This is a genomic window from Martelella sp. AD-3, assembly GCF_001578105.1.
Taxonomy (GTDB): Bacteria; Pseudomonadota; Alphaproteobacteria; order Rhizobiales; family Rhizobiaceae; genus Martelella.
This window is the reverse complement of the sequence record NZ_CP014275.1, coordinates 1,034,360-1,050,553: the sequence shown is the minus strand read 5'-3', so window position 1 is coordinate 1,050,553 and position 16,194 is coordinate 1,034,360. Positions and strand designations below refer to the sequence as shown.

Annotated in this window: 19 protein-coding genes; 9 read left to right on the top strand and 10 right to left on the bottom strand. The window is 63.1% G+C overall.

What is annotated here, in order from left to right; all coding sequences use genetic code 11:
* Positions 1 to 14: 14 nt before the first annotated feature.
* Both AZF01_RS04800 and AZF01_RS04795 read left to right on the top strand, forming a co-directional pair.
* Positions 15 to 656, top strand: coding sequence for a TetR/AcrR family transcriptional regulator (locus AZF01_RS04800; RefSeq protein WP_024709604.1), 642 nt, complete (start codon positions 15 to 17; stop codon positions 654 to 656).
* A gap of 10 nt (positions 657 to 666) precedes the next feature.
* Positions 667 to 1,518 (top strand): DUF6544 family protein, encoded by an 852-nt coding sequence (locus AZF01_RS04795; protein WP_024709603.1) that lies wholly within the window; start codon positions 667 to 669, stop codon positions 1,516 to 1,518.
* Positions 1,519 to 1,564: 46 nt separating this feature from the next.
* On the opposite strand, the gene nusB is transcribed toward AZF01_RS04795, so the two are convergent.
* The 5 genes from nusB to AZF01_RS04770 all read right to left on the bottom strand — a co-directional run bounded on the left by nusB (position 1,565) and on the right by AZF01_RS04770 (position 5,982).
* Positions 1,565 to 2,029 carry a transcription antitermination factor NusB gene (gene nusB, locus AZF01_RS04790; protein ID WP_024709602.1) on the bottom strand — a complete coding sequence of 155 codons (465 nt, stop codon included), beginning with the start codon at positions 2,027 to 2,029 and terminating at the stop codon, positions 1,565 to 1,567.
* Between the two features lie 150 nt (positions 2,030 to 2,179).
* A complete protein-coding gene (gene nrdR, locus AZF01_RS04785; RefSeq protein ID WP_024709601.1) occupies positions 2,180 to 2,662 on the bottom strand; it encodes a transcriptional regulator NrdR in 483 nt (160 codons plus the stop codon).
* Positions 2,662 to 3,966, bottom strand: coding sequence for a serine hydroxymethyltransferase (gene glyA / locus AZF01_RS04780; protein ID WP_061449867.1), 1,305 nt, complete (start codon positions 3,964 to 3,966; stop codon positions 2,662 to 2,664). The genes nrdR and glyA overlap by 1 nt, the downstream gene beginning before the upstream one ends.
* A gap of 183 nt (positions 3,967 to 4,149) precedes the next feature.
* Positions 4,150 to 5,445 (bottom strand): murein L,D-transpeptidase, encoded by a 1,296-nt coding sequence (locus tag AZF01_RS04775; RefSeq protein ID WP_051424109.1) that lies wholly within the window; start codon positions 5,443 to 5,445, stop codon positions 4,150 to 4,152.
* Positions 5,446 to 5,574: 129 nt separating this feature from the next.
* The gene (locus AZF01_RS04770) at positions 5,575 to 5,982 is read right to left on the bottom strand and encodes a DUF6163 family protein (protein WP_036237705.1); all 408 of its coding nucleotides are present in this window, start codon (positions 5,980 to 5,982) and stop codon (positions 5,575 to 5,577) included.
* 143 nt (positions 5,983 to 6,125) lie between these two features.
* Here AZF01_RS04770 and hemB point away from each other — a divergent pair, with 143 nt between their 5' ends.
* The 5 genes from hemB (at position 6,126) to AZF01_RS04745 (ending at position 9,700) form a co-directional block, all read left to right on the top strand.
* Positions 6,126 to 7,148: a porphobilinogen synthase gene (gene hemB, locus AZF01_RS04765; RefSeq protein WP_024709100.1), complete on the top strand. Its 1,023-nt coding sequence runs from the start codon at positions 6,126 to 6,128 to the stop codon at positions 7,146 to 7,148.
* A 123-nt stretch (positions 7,149 to 7,271) separates the two neighbouring features.
* Positions 7,272 to 7,736: an RDD family protein gene (locus AZF01_RS04760; RefSeq protein ID WP_024709099.1), complete on the top strand. Its 465-nt coding sequence runs from the start codon at positions 7,272 to 7,274 to the stop codon at positions 7,734 to 7,736.
* Positions 7,737 to 7,813: 77 nt separating this feature from the next.
* A complete protein-coding gene (locus tag AZF01_RS04755) occupies positions 7,814 to 8,566 on the top strand; it encodes an arginyltransferase (protein WP_024709098.1) in 753 nt (250 codons plus the stop codon).
* Between the two features lie 104 nt (positions 8,567 to 8,670).
* Positions 8,671 to 9,123: a large conductance mechanosensitive channel protein MscL gene (gene mscL / locus AZF01_RS04750; protein WP_024709097.1), complete on the top strand. Its 453-nt coding sequence runs from the start codon at positions 8,671 to 8,673 to the stop codon at positions 9,121 to 9,123.
* Between the two features lie 31 nt (positions 9,124 to 9,154).
* Positions 9,155 to 9,700: a GFA family protein gene (locus AZF01_RS04745; RefSeq protein WP_024709096.1), complete on the top strand. Its 546-nt coding sequence runs from the start codon at positions 9,155 to 9,157 to the stop codon at positions 9,698 to 9,700.
* 73 nt (positions 9,701 to 9,773) lie between these two features.
* Here AZF01_RS04745 and AZF01_RS04740 read toward each other — a convergent pair whose 3' ends face one another.
* From AZF01_RS04740 to AZF01_RS04730, 3 genes are all read right to left on the bottom strand, one after another.
* Positions 9,774 to 10,091, bottom strand: a complete 318-nt coding sequence (locus tag AZF01_RS04740; RefSeq protein ID WP_024709095.1) for a multidrug efflux SMR transporter — start codon at positions 10,089 to 10,091, stop codon at positions 9,774 to 9,776.
* 154 nt (positions 10,092 to 10,245) lie between these two features.
* A complete protein-coding gene (locus tag AZF01_RS04735; RefSeq protein ID WP_024709094.1) occupies positions 10,246 to 11,154 on the bottom strand; it encodes a sensor domain-containing diguanylate cyclase in 909 nt (302 codons plus the stop codon).
* Positions 11,155 to 11,284: 130 nt separating this feature from the next.
* Positions 11,285 to 11,959 carry a spermidine synthase gene (locus AZF01_RS04730; protein ID WP_024709093.1) on the bottom strand — a complete coding sequence of 225 codons (675 nt, stop codon included), beginning with the start codon at positions 11,957 to 11,959 and terminating at the stop codon, positions 11,285 to 11,287.
* A gap of 294 nt (positions 11,960 to 12,253) precedes the next feature.
* Between AZF01_RS04730 and rpmG the strand changes: the two genes are divergently transcribed.
* Positions 12,254 to 12,421, top strand: a complete 168-nt coding sequence (rpmG, locus tag AZF01_RS04725) for a 50S ribosomal protein L33 (protein WP_018066542.1) — start codon at positions 12,254 to 12,256, stop codon at positions 12,419 to 12,421.
* Positions 12,422 to 12,478: 57 nt separating this feature from the next.
* Here rpmG and AZF01_RS04720 read toward each other — a convergent pair whose 3' ends face one another.
* Both AZF01_RS04720 and AZF01_RS04715 read right to left on the bottom strand, forming a co-directional pair.
* Positions 12,479 to 13,696: an MFS transporter gene (locus tag AZF01_RS04720; RefSeq protein WP_024709092.1), complete on the bottom strand. Its 1,218-nt coding sequence runs from the start codon at positions 13,694 to 13,696 to the stop codon at positions 12,479 to 12,481.
* A 144-nt stretch (positions 13,697 to 13,840) separates the two neighbouring features.
* Positions 13,841 to 15,298 carry a cation:proton antiporter gene (locus AZF01_RS04715; protein ID WP_024709091.1) on the bottom strand — a complete coding sequence of 486 codons (1,458 nt, stop codon included), beginning with the start codon at positions 15,296 to 15,298 and terminating at the stop codon, positions 13,841 to 13,843.
* Between the two features lie 573 nt (positions 15,299 to 15,871).
* On the opposite strand from AZF01_RS04715, the gene AZF01_RS04710 reads away from it, so the two are divergent.
* On the top strand, positions 15,872 to 16,186 hold the full coding sequence (locus tag AZF01_RS04710) for a hypothetical protein (RefSeq protein WP_152534582.1): 315 nt from the start codon (positions 15,872 to 15,874) through the stop codon (positions 16,184 to 16,186).
* Positions 16,187 to 16,194 lie beyond the last annotated feature (8 nt).

Sequence of the window (16,194 nt, the reverse complement as noted above, 5' to 3'; positions counted from 1 at the left end):
AGGAGAAGATGGCCATGGCGCGGCCCCGCAAGGAACAGCAGATCGAAATCGAGAAGGCGGCGATCACCGCGACCATCGATCTTTTGACGACATCGGCGGCCGAAGACATCTCGCTCGCCCGGATCGCGAAGGAAATCGGCTGCAGCGCGCCGGCGCTCTACACGCATTTTGCCAGCAAGAACGCGCTCCTGAAGGCCGTGCACGACGCGGGATTCGTGATGATGCTCGACCAGAAGCTCGCGACGGCGGCGCGCCACCGCAGCGACCCGATCGCCCGGTTATGGGAGGGTGGCCTGGCCTATCTGCAGTTCGCCTTTGAAAACCCGAACCTTTACCGTCTGATGTTCGATCCGCCGAAGGAAGCCGGTCTTTCCGGCAGTCCTTTTGAGAGCGATGTCGGCGCGCGCTGCCTCGGCGTTCTGGTCCAGGCTGTAAGGGCCTGCCAGGTGGCCGGCTATCTGCCGGAGGCCGAGGCCGGAAAGACAGCCTTCCTGCTTTGGTCGACCGTCCACGGCGCGGCAATGCTCACCCTTCTGGATCGCGCACCGGTTCTTGCCGACGAAGATTCCCGCGACGCCGCAATCTCGGCTGTCGATTCACTCATGCGTTTCCTGATTTCCACCGGCCCTCAAACACCCCCGGCCGCCAACGCCTAGGAGAAAGAAAGTGTTCACGCGTATCCTGAAATATTCCGCAGCTGGACTCGCCGTCCTCGTCGCCGCGCTGATCGCCTGGATCGGGATTTCACATGTCGTCACCGCGCGCGAGGTCGCCGGCCATGCGCAGAGCGTTCGGGCAATCGCCGCCAAAGCCCGTTTTCCCCAGCCATCCGATGCGCAGATGCAAGCCCTCCCCGCGCCGGTGAAACGTTATTTCGACTTTGCCATAAAGGATGTCGATCCGACCCTGACAGTCGTTTCCGTGGCCGAGGAAGGGATGTTTCGCAGGCCACTGACGGAGGGGTTTGGGCCGACAGAGGCAGAGCAGACGATTTCGCTGTCTAGCCCGGCCCTGCTTTTCACGGCGACCACCCCTATCGCTCCGGGGATAGACGCGCGCGTCTACGACTTCTTTGCCGACGGCGAGATGGAAATGCGCGCGAAACTCGCCTCGACACTGACCGTCGTCGACGAAAAGGCCTCTCCGGAACTCAACCGGATCTCGCTGAGGCGCTGGCTCCTGGAAAGCCCGCTCTTTCCCGTGGCCTTGCTGCCCGGAGGGCCGGTGCGCTGGGAGCCCATCGATGAAAACAGCGCGCTCGCAACGGTTTCCGGCTTCGGACTTGAGGCAAGCATGATTGCCAAATTCCGCGAGGATGGCAGCCTCGCAAGCTTCGATGCCACCGAGGACGGCGATCTGACCACGCCCTATCACGGTTCCGGCGAACATTCGGAACGCGGCGACTACCGCCTTGTCGCTGGCATGATGATCCCCCACACCTTCCTCGTCGCCCGTGCCGGCGATGAGCGGGTCGAGCCATTCTGGAAAGGCCGCGTAACCGCAATCAGCTTCGAATGACCGAGGCAACATAGCCTGTGAAAGGGCCTGGGTGTCGGTAACGCGCTCAGGCCTTTTTTTCAGCCCGCTCCCGCCGGGCGATCCTGTCGAGCACGGCGTTGACGAGCTTGCCCTCGTCGCCCTCGAAAAAGGCAGTGGCGATCTCGACATATTCGGTGACGATGACGGCGGTCGGGACATCCGGCTTTTTCACGATCTCGAAGACGCCGGCGCGCAGTATGGCGCGCAGCGTCGAATCAAGTCGCGACAGCGTCCAGCCTTCCGAAATCGCATCCGCGATCTTCGGATCGAGCGACTTCTGGTCCTTCACGACGCCGCTGACGATCGCGCGGAACCAGGCGGGATCAGCCTTCAGGTAAACGTCGCCGTCGATTTCCTTGCCCAGACGATAGACCTCGTACTCGGCGAGCACATCGGCAAGCGCCGTGCCGGCGAGATCCATCTGGTAAAGCGCCTGAACGGCGGCAAGGCGGGCGGCGCCCCGCTGGTTTGCAGTCTTCTCGGTCGTCATGGGTCTCCTCGCATTCCGAAGGGATGCGGTCAGTGCTTGCGGCAGCGGCCTCGCGCCGGGTCATCATTACGAGCGGCTAAACCATGCCTGCCGAAGACTTGCAAGTGTTTTGCCGGTTGAATGCGCCGGCGAGAGCAGAATTGCGCCTGCTCAGATCTCGCTGGTCTCGGTATCGCGCGCGAGCTTGGCCGAGAACTCGGCGATGATCTCCTCGAAATCTTCCGTTGTCGAGAAGTCGCGATAGACCGAGGCGAAGCGCACGAAGGCAACGTCATCGAGGTTCTTCAGCGCCTCGAGCACCAGAAGCCCGATTTCCTCGGACTGGATTTCGGGTTCGCCGGCACTTTCCAGCCGACGGACGATGCCGGACACGGCGCGTTCGATGCGCTCGCGCTCGACCGGCCGCTTCCTCAGCGCGATCTCGAAGGAACGCACCAGCTTGTCGCGGTCGAAGGGCACCTTGCGGCCGTTCTTCTTGATGACGACGAGTTCGCGCAGTTGCACGCGTTCGAAGGTTGTGAAGCGCCCGCCGCAATCGGGACAGACGCGCCTGCGGCGGATGGACGTATTGTCCTCCGCCGGGCGCGAATCCTTGACCTGGGTATCAGGCGAATTGCAGAACGGGCAGCGCATCAGCCCATATAGCCATACATCGGGAAGCGTTCGGTCAGCGCGACGACCTTTCCGCGCACGGCCTTTTCGACCGCTGCATTGCCCTCATCCGAATTGGCTTCCTTCAGACCGTCCAGAACCTCGACGATCAGCTTGCCGATTTCGGCGAATTCGGCCTCGGTGAAGCCGCGCGTGGTGCCGGCAGGCGTGCCGAGACGGACGCCCGAGGTGACGAAGGGCTTTTCCGGATCGAAGGGAATGCCGTTCTTGTTGCAGGTGATGTAGGCGCGGCCAAGGGCGGCTTCCGCGCGCTTGCCGGTGGCGTTCTTCGGCCGAAGGTCGACCAGCATGGAGTGATTGTCGGTTCCGCCGGAAACCACATCAAGCCCGCCTTCCATCAGCGAGGCGGCGAGCGCGCGGGAATTCTTGACCACCTGCTCGGCATAGGCCTTGAACTCCGGCTGCAGCGCCTCGCCGAAGGCCACCGCTTTGGCGGCGATCACATGCATCAGCGGGCCGCCCTGAAGGCCGGGGAAGACGGCGGAATTGATCTTCTTGGCGATGTCGGGATCATTGGTCAGCACCATGCCGCCGCGCGGGCCGCGGAGCGACTTGTGCGTCGTCGTCGTGACAACATGCGCATGCGGGCACGGCGAGGGATGCACCCCACCGGCAACAAGCCCTGCGATATGGGCCATGTCGACCATCAGATAGGCGCCGACGGAATCGGCGATCTCGCGGAAGCGCTTCCAATCCCATATGCGCGAATAGGCCGTGCCGCCGGCGATGATCAGCTTCGGCTTGTGCTCCTCGGCCTTCCTGGCGACCTCGTCCATATCGATCAGATTATCGTCGCGCGACACGCCGTAGGAAACGACATCGAACCACTTGCCCGACATGTTGACGGGCGACCCGTGGGTCAGGTGACCGCCGGAATTGAGGTCGAGGCCCATGAAGGTATCGCCGGGCTGCAGCAATGCGAGAAAGACGGCCTGGTTCATCTGGGAGCCGGAATTCGGCTGCACATTGGCGAATTCGACGCCGAACAGCTTCTTGGCGCGCTCAATCGCCAGTTCCTCGGCAATGTCGACGAACTGGCAGCCGCCATAGTAGCGCTTGCCCGGATAGCCCTCGGCATATTTGTTGGTCATGATCGAACCCTGCGCCTCGAGCACGGCGCGCGAGACGATGTTTTCCGAGGCGATCAGCTCGATTTCATGACGCTGGCGACCGAGCTCCTTGCCGATCGCGTCGAAGATTTCCGGATCGGTGTCGGCGAGCGTGCGGTTGAAGAAGGTCTCGGTAAACACTGTCTGGCTAGTCATCGCGGGTTCCTCACTTGTGGCAGGCGGGCGGAAGCGTTCTATCCTCCGATCGATCATCGTGCAATAGACGAAAACCGCCGGCGAACATGGCCCGCCGGCGGCATTTTCGATCATGAATACGAAGGCCGCTGCCTCAATCATCGGGTTACCGAAAAACCGGCGCCCCGTTTTTCGCCCGACGCTCTATTCGATGCCGCTGGTCGTCTGCAGCGCCAGTTCCGGCGCGCCGTCGAGATTGTAGATATCATCGCGGAACTGAACGACCCCGTCCTTGGCCGACCACGCCGTGATGTAGACGAAATGGTTCGGCACCGGATCGGCAAGGTTCACCGGCGTGGAAATGCCGGCATGGATGGTCTGCTCGATATGCTGACGATCCCAGCCGGGCGTGTTCTTCAACAGCCAGACATCAAGGTCGCGGACGTTCTCGATACGGACGCAGCCCGACGATTCGAAGCGTACGATGTCGTTGAACAGCGACTGGCTCGGCGTGTCGTGCATGTAGACGGCATGCTTGTTGTGGAAGTTGATCTTGGTCGAGGCCATGGCGCTGTTGGGGCCCGGATCCTGTCGGAAGGTCAGGTTCGGCGCCTTCTCCGCGTTCCAGTCGATCGTCATCGGATCGACTTCGTTGCCCTTGTTGTCGTAGAGCCGGATCTTGTTGTCGACCAGGTAGTTCGGATCCTCGCGCATCAGCGGCATGATATCCTTCTGGATGATCGAGCGCGGGACGGTCCAGGGCGGATTGAAGATGATCTCGAAAATCTTGGAATTGAGAATCGGCGTCGGGCGCGAAGGCCGGCCGACAATGGCGACATTGCGCAGCGCCACGCTGTCCTGTTCCACGGCCTCGCAATAGGCGGCCGGGATATTGACCAGAACATAGCGCTCGCCGAGGTCGGAGCCGAGATCCTCCACGCGCGTCAGGTTCGTCTCCAGCTGCGCAAGGCGGACGCGGGCGCTGACATTGAGCGCCTTCAGCGTGTATTCGTCGATATAGCCGGTCTCGGACAGGCCGTGACGCGCCTGAAAGCGGCGCACGGCGCCCTGGACGTAGGAATCATAGGAGTCCGAAATGCCCGCCGAGCGCGGCAGGTCGCCGGAAACGATCAACCGCTGGCGCAGTTGCTGGACGGAAGGGTCGTAGACGCCGAACTGAAGCGGCACGTTGGGATGCACCTGCGGCCAGCCGCCGCTGGTGACGATCTGCTGATACTGGGCAATCGCCTGCATCAGGTTTGCCGGCGCGTTCGGTCCGAGGATCGGCTGGTTGGAACTGACGCTGGCCGGCGCGCGCGATGTGAAGGCATCGAACTGGTCATCCCAGTTGCCGCGTCCAGGCGTATTGATCAGCGCGTCGACAGCCGATTGCGCCGAGGCCAGATGCGGCATCGCCAGCACACCGGCGGCGCCGGCGATGAAGCGACGGCGCGACACAGTTTTATTGGTAGGCGTTTTCCGGTCCAGGTCTTTTGTCATCAAATCCAAATCTCGTTCGGTCCCTCGGGCGGCAAGGCCGCGCCCGTCTCAAAGTCGATGCCCTCGCACAGCAATATGGCCAATTATTGTCGGTTTTCAAAGCCGGTCGGAAGGCTGCCGTCGTCGATTCTAGCGCCGTCGAATGAAGGCAAGGTAAACCCAGAAGGAGACGTAGAAACCGATCAACAGAATGTGAAGCGCGGACAGCCCCGGCGCATTGCCGAAAATGTGCGGATAGGCGCTGTGGGCGAATATCTGGACGGCGGCGCCGAGCATCCAGAGCACGAAGCCCCAGCCAACCCCGAACCACAGTCCGGCGGCGGCCACGGGATAGAGCACGGCAAGCACCGCCTCGACGAGACGCACATCGGCATGCACGAGGTCGAATCGACCGGCCCCGCCTTCGGTCAATCCAATCAGCGCCGCCCAGCTGGAAAGCGCCATAACGAAAAGAAACACGGCGACGCACCGCTTGAACACCAGGAAAGCGGTCTGCGAAAAACTGGGTCTGGGCGCTGCGCTCGACTCTGAAGACATGTCCGCCTTATACGCGGCAAACGGCCGCTGACAAACCCGCAAAAGCCGGCGGCGATGTGACAAATTGGGTTGTTTTTTCGTCGGGACCTGCGTGCTACAAGCCTGATGAACATCAAGGGCACTGAAATCGCCGGAGGATCAGGATGAACGACGCCAACGACAAGACCCATCTCGTCGACCGGATCACCGGCCATCGCCGCATGCGCCGCAACCGCAAGGCCGACTGGACGCGCCGGCTGGTGCGCGAGAACTGGTTGACGGTGGACGACCTGATCTGGCCGGTCTTCGTCATTCCGGGTGACAATGTCGAGGAACCGATCCCGGCGATGCCCGGCGTGTCGCGCATGAGCGTCGACCGGCTGGCGGAAGCGGCCCGCAAGGCCGAGGCGCTCGGCATTCCCGCGATCGCGACCTTTCCCAACATCGCGCTGGAAAAGCGCGACATGAACGGATCGGAGATCCTCAACCCAGACAACCTGATCAACCGCGCGACGCGCGCGATCAAGAAAGCCGCGCCCGGCGTCGGCGTGATCACCGACGTTGCCCTCGATCCCTTCACCAGCCATGGCCATGACGGCATTCTCGTCGGCGACGAAATCGTCAATGACCTGACAGTCGACCATATCTGCGCGGCGGCCGTGCTGCAGGCCGAGGCCGGCGCCGACATCATCGCGCCCTCCGAAATGATGGACGGGCGCATCGGCGCGATCCGCGAGCGGCTGGATGCAGCCGGTTTCCAGAACGTCGGCATCATGTCCTATGCGACCAAGTTCTCCTCCGGCTTCTACGGCCCCTACCGCGAGGCGATCGCCACCAAGGGCCTGCTTAAGGGCGACAAGGCGAGCTATTATGTTGACACGGCCAACGGAACCGAGGCGCTGCGCGATGCCGCTCTGGACGTCGAGGAAGGCGCGGACATGCTGATGGTGAAGCCCGGCCTGCCCTATCTCGACATCTGCTGGCGGATGAAGGAGGCCTTTGGCCTGCCTGTCTTTGCCTATCAGGTCTCCGGCGAATATGCGATGATCCGCATGGCTGCCGAACGCGGCGCCATCGACGGCGAGCGGGTGATGATGGAGACGCTTCTGTCGTTCAAGCGCGCCGGCTGCGACGGCATCCTCACCTATTTCGCCATGGAAGCGGCGGAAAAGCTGGCGAAATCGTGACGGCGGCAATGTTTTGGCCGTTGCAATCGCTCCGCGGCAACCCACATTGTTGTTCCGACGGGCCCGAACGCCCGCGCCGGCGGCGCGGAGCCGCAACCCGACTGCAAGGAGCGAGCCAGAACCATGAGCCTTGAACGCGACATGTCATACGCGCCGAATGCCGGCAGCCCAGCCTATTCCGGCGTTCTGTCGCGCCGGGTTCTGGCGTTTCTGGTTGATTACCTGATCATCGCGATCCTGTGGGTGCCGGCGGCGGTGCTGCTGTTCTTCGTCGGCATCGCAACCCTCGGCCTCGCCTTCTTCCTCTATCCGGTGCTCTATTTCATCGTCGCCGTGTTCTATTTTGGCTTCACCATGGGCGGCATCTCCCAGGCTTCCCTCGGCATGCGCTCGATGGGCCTCAGGATCGTACGGACCGACGGGCTGAGGATGGATTTCCTGACGGCCGCCGTGCATCTGGCGCTGTTCTGGCTGTTCAACTCGGTGCTGACGCCGCTCGTCCTGCTGGTCGGCCTTTTTACCGACCGCAAGCGCCTGCTGCATGATTTCCTCGTCGGCGCCGTGGTGGTGCGCGAGGAAGCGATGTGAAGCATACCGGGCACGGTTGACCTTTTTTCCGATTGCGCCATGCTAGGGCCAATTGTCCAACGCATGTTGTGCCGGTCATGAACACGCAAGCCACGCTTTCACCGCAGTTTTACCTGACCGCGCCGGCGCAGTGCCCCTATCTGGAGGCCGAGCGCGAGCGCAAGGTCTTTACCCATCTCGTCGGGCCGCGCGCCAACGAGATGAACGACCTTCTCACCCAGGGCGGCTTCCGGCGCTCGCAGAACATCGCCTACCGGCCGGCCTGCGAGAACTGCCGCGCCTGCGTTTCCGTCAGGATCGTGGCCGGGGAGTTCGAGACGCCGCGCTCCCTGCGCAAGATATGTTCCCGCAACAGCGACCTCGTGACGACGGAACGCCCGGCCATCGCCACGGCCGAACAGTATGACCTGTTCCGCACCTATCTCGACAGCCGCCACCAGCGCGGCGGCATGGCCGACATGACGATCGACGATTACGCGGTGATGGTCGAGGAAACCCATGTGGAGACGCGGCTGTTCGAATACCGCGTTTCAACCGGCCGTCTCGGCGAAGAGGGCGAGCTCGTTGCCGTGGCGCTGTCCGATATCCTCGTTGACGGGCTGTCGATGGTCTATTCCTTCTTCAACCCGGCCTATGTGAAACGCTCCCTCGGCAGCTACATGATCGTCGATCATGTCTCGCGCGCCAGAAGGCTCAGCCTTCCCTACGTCTATCTCGGTTACTGGGTCAAAGGCTCGCGGAAAATGGACTACAAGAAGCGCTTCCGGCCGCAGGAGCACCTGACGGGCAAGGGCTGGGAACGGGCAGACGTCGAGGAGCCTGTGGAATAGGCGGCTCGAATTCCCCTTTCAACCCGGAGCGTATGGAACCTTCCCGCGCAATCGCCTAACCTTGTCCTCCCGCAGCGGACGAGATCGGCAAGGATGGAGGTTTCATGCTCAAGGAATTCAGGGATTTCATTGCGAGAGGCAATGTCGTGGACATGGCCGTCGGCATTATCGTCGGCGCGGCGTTCACCGCGATCGTCCGCTCGCTGGTGGCCGACATCATTGACCCGATCATCGGGCTGATCATCGGCGGCATCGATTTTTCAGACATGTATTTCGTGATGAACGGCACGGTTCCCGATGGCGCGAGCCTGGCCGACGCGCGCGATTCGAGCGCGGCGATCTTCGCCTATGGCGCCTTCGTCACCTCCGTCATCAACTTCCTCATCATTGCCTTCGTCGTCTTCCTGCTGGTCAAGACCATCAACCGCGTGCGCGCCGCAGCCGAACGCAAGGCGAAGAAGCAGGCGGAAGCCGAAGCCGCAGCGGCCCCGCCGCCCGGCCCGAGCGAACTGGACGTGCTGCTCGAAATCCGCGATGCGCTGAGGAACAGGCAGTAGCCCGGCATCCCGGCGGAAAGGAGGCGTGCCGATGGCAAGGACAATGAGGGTGCAATGCCGCTGTGGCGGCGTGGTCATGGAGGCGGAGGACGCGCCGATCATGAGCGCCGAATGCCTGTGCAGCTCATGCCGGACAGCCGCCGAAATCATGGAAGGCCTTCCCGGGGCTCCGCGCCTGCGGGAAGCGTCGGGCGGCACGCGCATGGAAGTCTACCGCAAGGACCGGGTGCGCTGCATAAAGGGCGCAGAGAATCTGCGTGCGTTCCGGCTGAACGACAGGACAAGGACCCGGCGCGCCGTCGCGGTCTGCTGCAACACGCCGGTCCTGCTCGACGTCACGGTCGGCCACTGGGTCGACCTCTACGGCGTCCTCTGGCCGGAGGGCGCCCTGCCCCCGCTGCAGTTGAGAACAATGGCCGGCACGCTCGACGATCCGTCATCGCTGCCGGACGACGTGCCGAACCTGAAGACCTATTCGGCGTCTTTCTTCTTTCGCCTCATGGCCGCCTGGGCGGCGATGGGTTTCCGCAGGCCGGCGCTCGACTATGTCGAAGGCGAGCTCGAAGTGAACCGCTGACGCGACGGCTGCCGAGCGAAAGAGCCGCGATCGCGGAAGCGGGCAAAGGAAACCGGCATCCGGCCACGATGGCCTATCCTTCCGACAGCTTCATCACCACGATTCCGGAAATGATCAACGCCGCCGCAATGAGCCTGCCCGGCGTCGCCGCTTCGCCGAGAACCGCAACTCCGACGGCGAACGCGCCGACGGCGCCGATGCCGGTCCAGATCGTATAAGCCGTGCCGAGCGGCAGCGCGCGCATGGAAACCGACAGCAGCGCGAAGCTTGCAGCGGCCGCGACGACGGTGACGAGCGTGGGACCGGGAAGGGTGAAGCCTGCGGACTTTTTCATCGAGAAAGCCCAGACGATTTCAAGAACGCCGGCGATTGCAAGCATGAACCAGGCCATGACACGGCCCTCCTTTTGATCAAGAGTGGCCGGGCCGTCCCGGATTGTGACAGAAGACGCAGGTCGTCCCGCGCGGGCTTTATGTAACCGCGACGCGCACGAAGGTCAATTTCCTTCGCCGCGGATGGACAGGCGAAGCCACTTCATAACGCCCTCAATCGGAAAGGCAGACCCTGTTCTTCCCGGCGCGCTTCGCCTTGTAGAGCGCCGCGTCGGCGCGGGCATAGAGATCGGCCTGATCCTCGCGGCAGGTTGCGGGCGCAATGCCGGCGGAAAAGGAATAGCTGAAATCCGGGTGTTCGGAAAACGGCCTGAGCGCGCTCACCGCCTCCAGCATCGTCTCGACCGCGCCTGCGGCCTCCGGCGGCGTCATGCGCGGCAGGACGAGACCGAACTCCTCGCCGCCGAGCCGGCCGAAACAGTCGATGCGCCGGACCAGCGTCGAGATTTTCTGGGCGAAGCCGACCAGCAGGCGGTCGCCGTAAGCGTGGCCAAAGCGGTCATTGACCTGCTTGAAGTTGTCGACATCCAGGATGGCGAAACAACCTGGCGGGCTCCCTGTCGTCTCCGCCTCGCGCTCGATCATGTCGACAAGCCGCTCCATCAGGAAACGGCGATTGGCGATGCCCGTCAGATCGTCCGTCAGAGAGGACCTGAGCGCGATGTCGCGTTCCTGCCGCAGCGTCCGCCCCTGCGCGCGAAGAGGCGTGATGTCGCTTGCAAGGCATAGCATCCACCCGTCCTCGTCCACCGTTTCCGTCATCCACAGCCAGGTGCCGTCATGCACGTCGGTCTCGAAGGCGCGGAACGGCACCTTGCCGCGCCTCGACAGCGTGCCCTTCAGCCAGAGCTCGAAATCGGGGCTGGAGATCACCGTGCCGCGGCGTGCATGGAAATTGCGGCGCATCAGATCGGGCCAGTACGGATGTTCCTCCTCTTCGAGAAAGAAGGTTTCCCGGTACTTACGGTTGGCGAAGAGCAGCCTGTCTTCTTCATCGAATACCGCGAAAAACACGTCGGTCAGTTCCATGAAGCGGAGAATGCGTCTCAGTTTGCCTTCCATGAAAGAGCAACGTCCCGTTTGGTCTCAGCGCACGCTGCGGACAATGGCATGCCTTCTACACTGTATGGTTAAGATCGGCGAACGGGTCAACAGCCCGGCAGCGCTTTCTGCCCGCCACGCGCCTTGCGAATTAGCGCGCGAGGCCAAGCCAGATCACATGCTTCAGTCCGCGTTTCTTGCGGTGGGCGCGCACCGTCTTCGCCTCGGTTTCGAAACCGCTCTTCCTCATGCGGGCGGTGAAGCGCTCATCGGGATGAGCGGACCAGACGGCGAGCACGCCGCCCTTTTTCAGCGCCCTTCTCGAGGCGGCAAGGCCCGCGAGACTGTAGAGCCGGTCGTTGTCGTCGCGGGTCAGCCCGTCCGGTCCGTTGTCGACATCAAGAAGGATCGCATCGAGGCGGCCCTTCGAAGCGGCGATCAGCGCCGCCACGTCGCCTTCGACAATCTCCACGCGGGGATCGTCGAGCGATCCCGAGAACACGTCGGCCATCGGCCCGCGTGCCCAGGCGATGACCGCCGGCACCAGTTCGGCGACGATGATGCGGGCATCTTTCGGCAAAACCGCGAGCGCCGCGCGCAGCGTGAACCCCATGCCGAGGCCGCCGATCAGCACCATCGGCCGTGCGCGGCCGGCAAGCTTCTCGGCCGACAGTTCCGCCAGCGCCTCCTCCGAGCCGGAAAGCCGGCTGTTCATCAGTTCGTTCGCGCCGAGCATGATCGAATATTCCGCGCCGCGCCGCTTCAGCCGGAGCGTGCCCGCCTCGCCCGGGATTGCGGTCTCGTCCAGTTCTTCCCACGGTATCATGATCAGTTCCCCGTCTCGTTCACGCCTGTTGCGCCGTCGGCGTTTAAGAACACTATCGGCCTTGCGGCAACAAAAGTCTCGGTTGAAGGCCAATGCTTTCGGTTTTGCGACAGCCCAGCCTTGACTTTTGCGTGGAGATTCGTAGTGTCCCGCCAGATTTTGCCGTGGCGAAGGCCCGGCGAGCCCAGCGAAGCGTCCGATGCGGGCGCTTCTTGATTTTTAGGTAACAGTCCGGGCGTACCGGTTCCGCTTTCTCCAGAATGGAGGGCGGATTGCTCTTGAAGGCAGAAGAACATGGCAAAAGCAACAACGATCAAGATCAAGCTGCTGTCGACGGCAGACACCGGCTTTTTCTACGTCACCAAGAAGAACAGCCGCACGATGACGGAAAAGATGGTCAAGACCAAATATGATCCGATCGCGCGCAAGCACGTCGAGTTCAAGGAAGCCAAGATCAAGTAAGATCTTGTTCTGACTGATTTTTTAGTAAAGCCCGGTTCGTTTGAGCCGGGCTTTTCATTATGCGCCGGCCCGTTTCAGAAGGCGGCGGCGCAGGCCTGCCATCAGCATGGCGAGAGCGATGCTGACGATGCCCATCACGGCAATCTGCGCCGGATAGAAAACGCCGGCATCGATCAGATAGCCGGTCAGCCCCGGGCCGACGGCGGTGGAAAACACGATCGCCGCAATGACGACGGCGCGAATGCTGCCGAGATGGCGCGCGCCGTAAAGCTCCGGCCAGAGCGAGCCGTTGAGCGTGCCCGAGGCCCCCATGGAAAAGCCGATCAGCGGCATGAAGACGAATGGCGTCCATGAAGCGCCCGTAAAGCCGATGACCAGGCAGGCGGCGGCGATCGGCAGCAGCATGAAGGGCATGACCGCGACCGATGAGAACCGGTCGACCATAACGCCGGTTGCCAGCATCGCCGCCAGGCTTGAGACCGACATCAGGAAGAACGAGCCGGCAAACATTTCCAGCGTCCAGCCGCGCAGCTCCACCATATAGACCTGGTGGAAGAAGATCGTGGTGCCGATGAAGGGCGGCGCCAGGAAGACGGCGAGGATTGCCCAGAACAAGGGGTCGCGCAGCACGTCGCCGCGCGTCCAGTCGCGCGGGGCCGTCTGCACCCTTTGGCCGGGGGCCGCCGATTGCGGCGCGCGCTCCACCCGCATCAACGCGATGATCAGCGGCAGTCCGACGGCGAGCGTCAGGGCGGCTGCGGCAACCCAGCTGCCGCGCCAGCCGACAAGGCCGGACACGAAAACGAAAATCAGGGGAAAACTGGCCTCCGCCGTCTGCAGGCCGAGCGAGGAGAAGGAAACGGCCCGCCCGCGCATGGCGTTGAACCAGCGGCCCATGGCGGTCACCGCGATATGGCTCATCATGCCCTGTCCGAAAAGCCGCAGCATGTAGAGCGCGATGAACAGCAGGAAGACCCACCGCGAAAAGGCCATCAGCAGGCAGGCGAGCGCCAGAAGCGGCATGACGAGAAGGACAACCTGCACCACGCTGCGCTCGTCGACAATCCGGCCGAGGCGGGTGAGCGTTGCCGCGCTCAAGAGCGTCGCGCCCATATAGACGAGGCCGAAATCACCGTGGCTGAGGCCATATTCGGCGCGGATGTCGCCCGCCGAGAGCGAGATGAAATAGGTTTGCCCGAAGGCTGTGAAATAGTTCATCAAAAACGCGCCGCCCACCCAGCGGGCGTTTTCGCGCAGGAATGCAAGGACAGTCATCGGAAGATCCCGGTATGAAAGGGTCGGGCCGAACCGGAGGCTTGGCCTCCCTCCCGGCCTGGCATGCCGGGGCCCGCCGCCGGAAGGGCGGTAAGCTGAACGGGAGTCAGGTTAGCCGGGCTTGACGCCGAGGTAAAGCGGTCCTTACTCCGCGCCGCCGCCCTCGCCATTGGCAGCGCCCTTTGGCTGCTGCCCTGCCTTTGCATCGACCGCCCGCTCCTCCCGCGCCTTTTCCGCCTTGCGCTCGACCTTCCTGCGGCGGCGCTCGCGTCTTGCATGGCTGAGCGCGACGAGGCGCGCGCGGGCGCCCGCCGCCATCCGCCCGACGAAGATGCGGCCGCGATCAACCTCGCGCAGTTCCTGGGCATAGGCGACCGCCAGCGCGTTGCGATAGCTTTGCAGGCCGGCGCTGAAGCTCGCCTCGAGCCGGCGCATCACCGAGACCCACACGGGCGAAACCAGGAGCGAGATCGCCGTCATGGCGATGACCAGGCGATAGAGATCCTCTCCGAGCGCGCCGGCGGCAAGCCCGGCGGCGGCCAGCACGAAGGAGAACTCGCCGACCTGGGCCATGGAAAGCCCGGCGACGAGCGCCGTCTGGGCGGAGGAGCCGGTCCAGCGCAGGAGCATCACGTTCAGCACGGATTTGGCGGCGATGACGCCGACGGCGGCGAGCAGCACGGTCCACAGATTCTGCCAGATGAAGCCGAGATCGATCAGCAGGCCGATGGAGAGGAAGAAGATCACCAGAAGCACGCTCTGGATCGGCTCGACGACCGGAATGACGCGGCTTCGAAGCGTCGAATTACCGACGCAGATGCCGGCAAGAAACGCGCCGTAGGCCGGCGACAGCCCGGCAACGCCCGAGAGGGCCGCCGCCGAAAAGCAGAGCGCCAGCGCGCCGAGCGCCAGAAGTTCGACCTTGTCCTCCACCTTCTCCGCGTACGGGATCTTCAGCTTGCCGTAGCGGCCGAAATACCAGAGCAGGCCGGCCATGATGCCGACGGCGACAATCACGCGGATCGCCGTCGAGGTCACGTCGAACCCCGCGCCGCCGAAGCTCGACACGAAGATCAGCATCGGCACGACGGCGATATCCTGGGCGATCAGCACGCCGACGGCGATCCGCCCGGCATCGCCGCGCAAGACCCCCATCTCGTCCAGCATCTTCATCGCCACCACGGTCGACGACATGGCGATGACGAAGCTCAGGATCACGATTTCCCGCGTCGTCGCATCGAGCAGAAGACCGATGACAAGCGCCAGAACGGCGGCGCTCGCAAGCTGGCCCGCGACCACCAGAAGCGCTTGCCGGAGAGAAACGACGAAGGCCCGGATCGACAATTCCATGCCGATGAAGAACAGGAGAACGACCACACCCATTTCGCCGAGGAAGGCAACGCTATCGCTGTTGGCGATCAGCCCCATGCCCGTGGGACCGAGCAGGATGCCGGCGAGAATGAAGCCGACGAGCGGCGGCTGGCGCAGCCACAAGAAGCCGAGGCCGGCAAGTGCGGCAACCGCGATGACAAGCGCGACGGCGGCGAAACCGCCGCCATGGGATGCGCCGTGCGTGACCGCCTCATGTACCACCTGCTCCATCTTCGGCCTCTGTTTCATGGCCCGCGGGCCGTTATCTTCTCCTCAAGGATAGAAGGCATTGCACAGAATGCTCAAGCAATCCCTACCGCGGCGCTCGAAGGGACGGTCCGGAGAGACCCGCATGAAGAAAATCTGAAGGCTTGACGTAGCGCATTTTAACCGCCGGAAATCGCTGCCAGACTGGGTTTTCCGGAACAGGCGGCCCCGCAGGCGGGGACAGACCTTCGCAGCGCAGCAACGAATTCGCTTTGCCAAGCATGAAAACCGTAATATATTCGTAACCATAAATGGAGGAGACAAAATGAGTTTATCACGGTCCCTGCATACGATCCTGATCGGAGCCGCATTCGTTTTCGTAACGGCGATGCTGTTCATCTAGAACGGATCAGGCGCTTATGCGCCTTCCCTGCCACGGTTGAGCCGGTCGGAACCGGTCGCCATAGTTTCGCGTTGATCTGGTCCTACATTCGGCGCGCGCTGTCGGTTGCCTTCGACGGGAACCGGCTCGCGCGGCCCGAAAATTGTTCCGTTGCCTTCCGGCGGCGGAAAGAACCAGTTGGCACGGAGAAAAACATGTTTGAACAGAAGACGTCCTCGAGCGAACTGCTTGATCGGCTGCGCTTTTCGCAGAAGACGCCGGTGGAACGGGCCGGCTCGATGGTGCGCGGCGAGGTGGACGCGCTGGGCCGTACGGCCCGGCAACATCCCGCCGCCAGCGGTTCCGCGCTCGCGCTTGTCGGGCTCGTGGCCTTCGGTCTCGGCTTTCTTGCCGGCAGCGCCGGCAGCGAGGCCTCGGTTCCGCGCAAGCGCCTTTTCCGGACAAAGCGCCGTGCCGGAAAGCCGCTCTATAACGGTCGCGGTTCGTTTTTCTCCGGTCGCGGTCGCTGAGCCGCGGC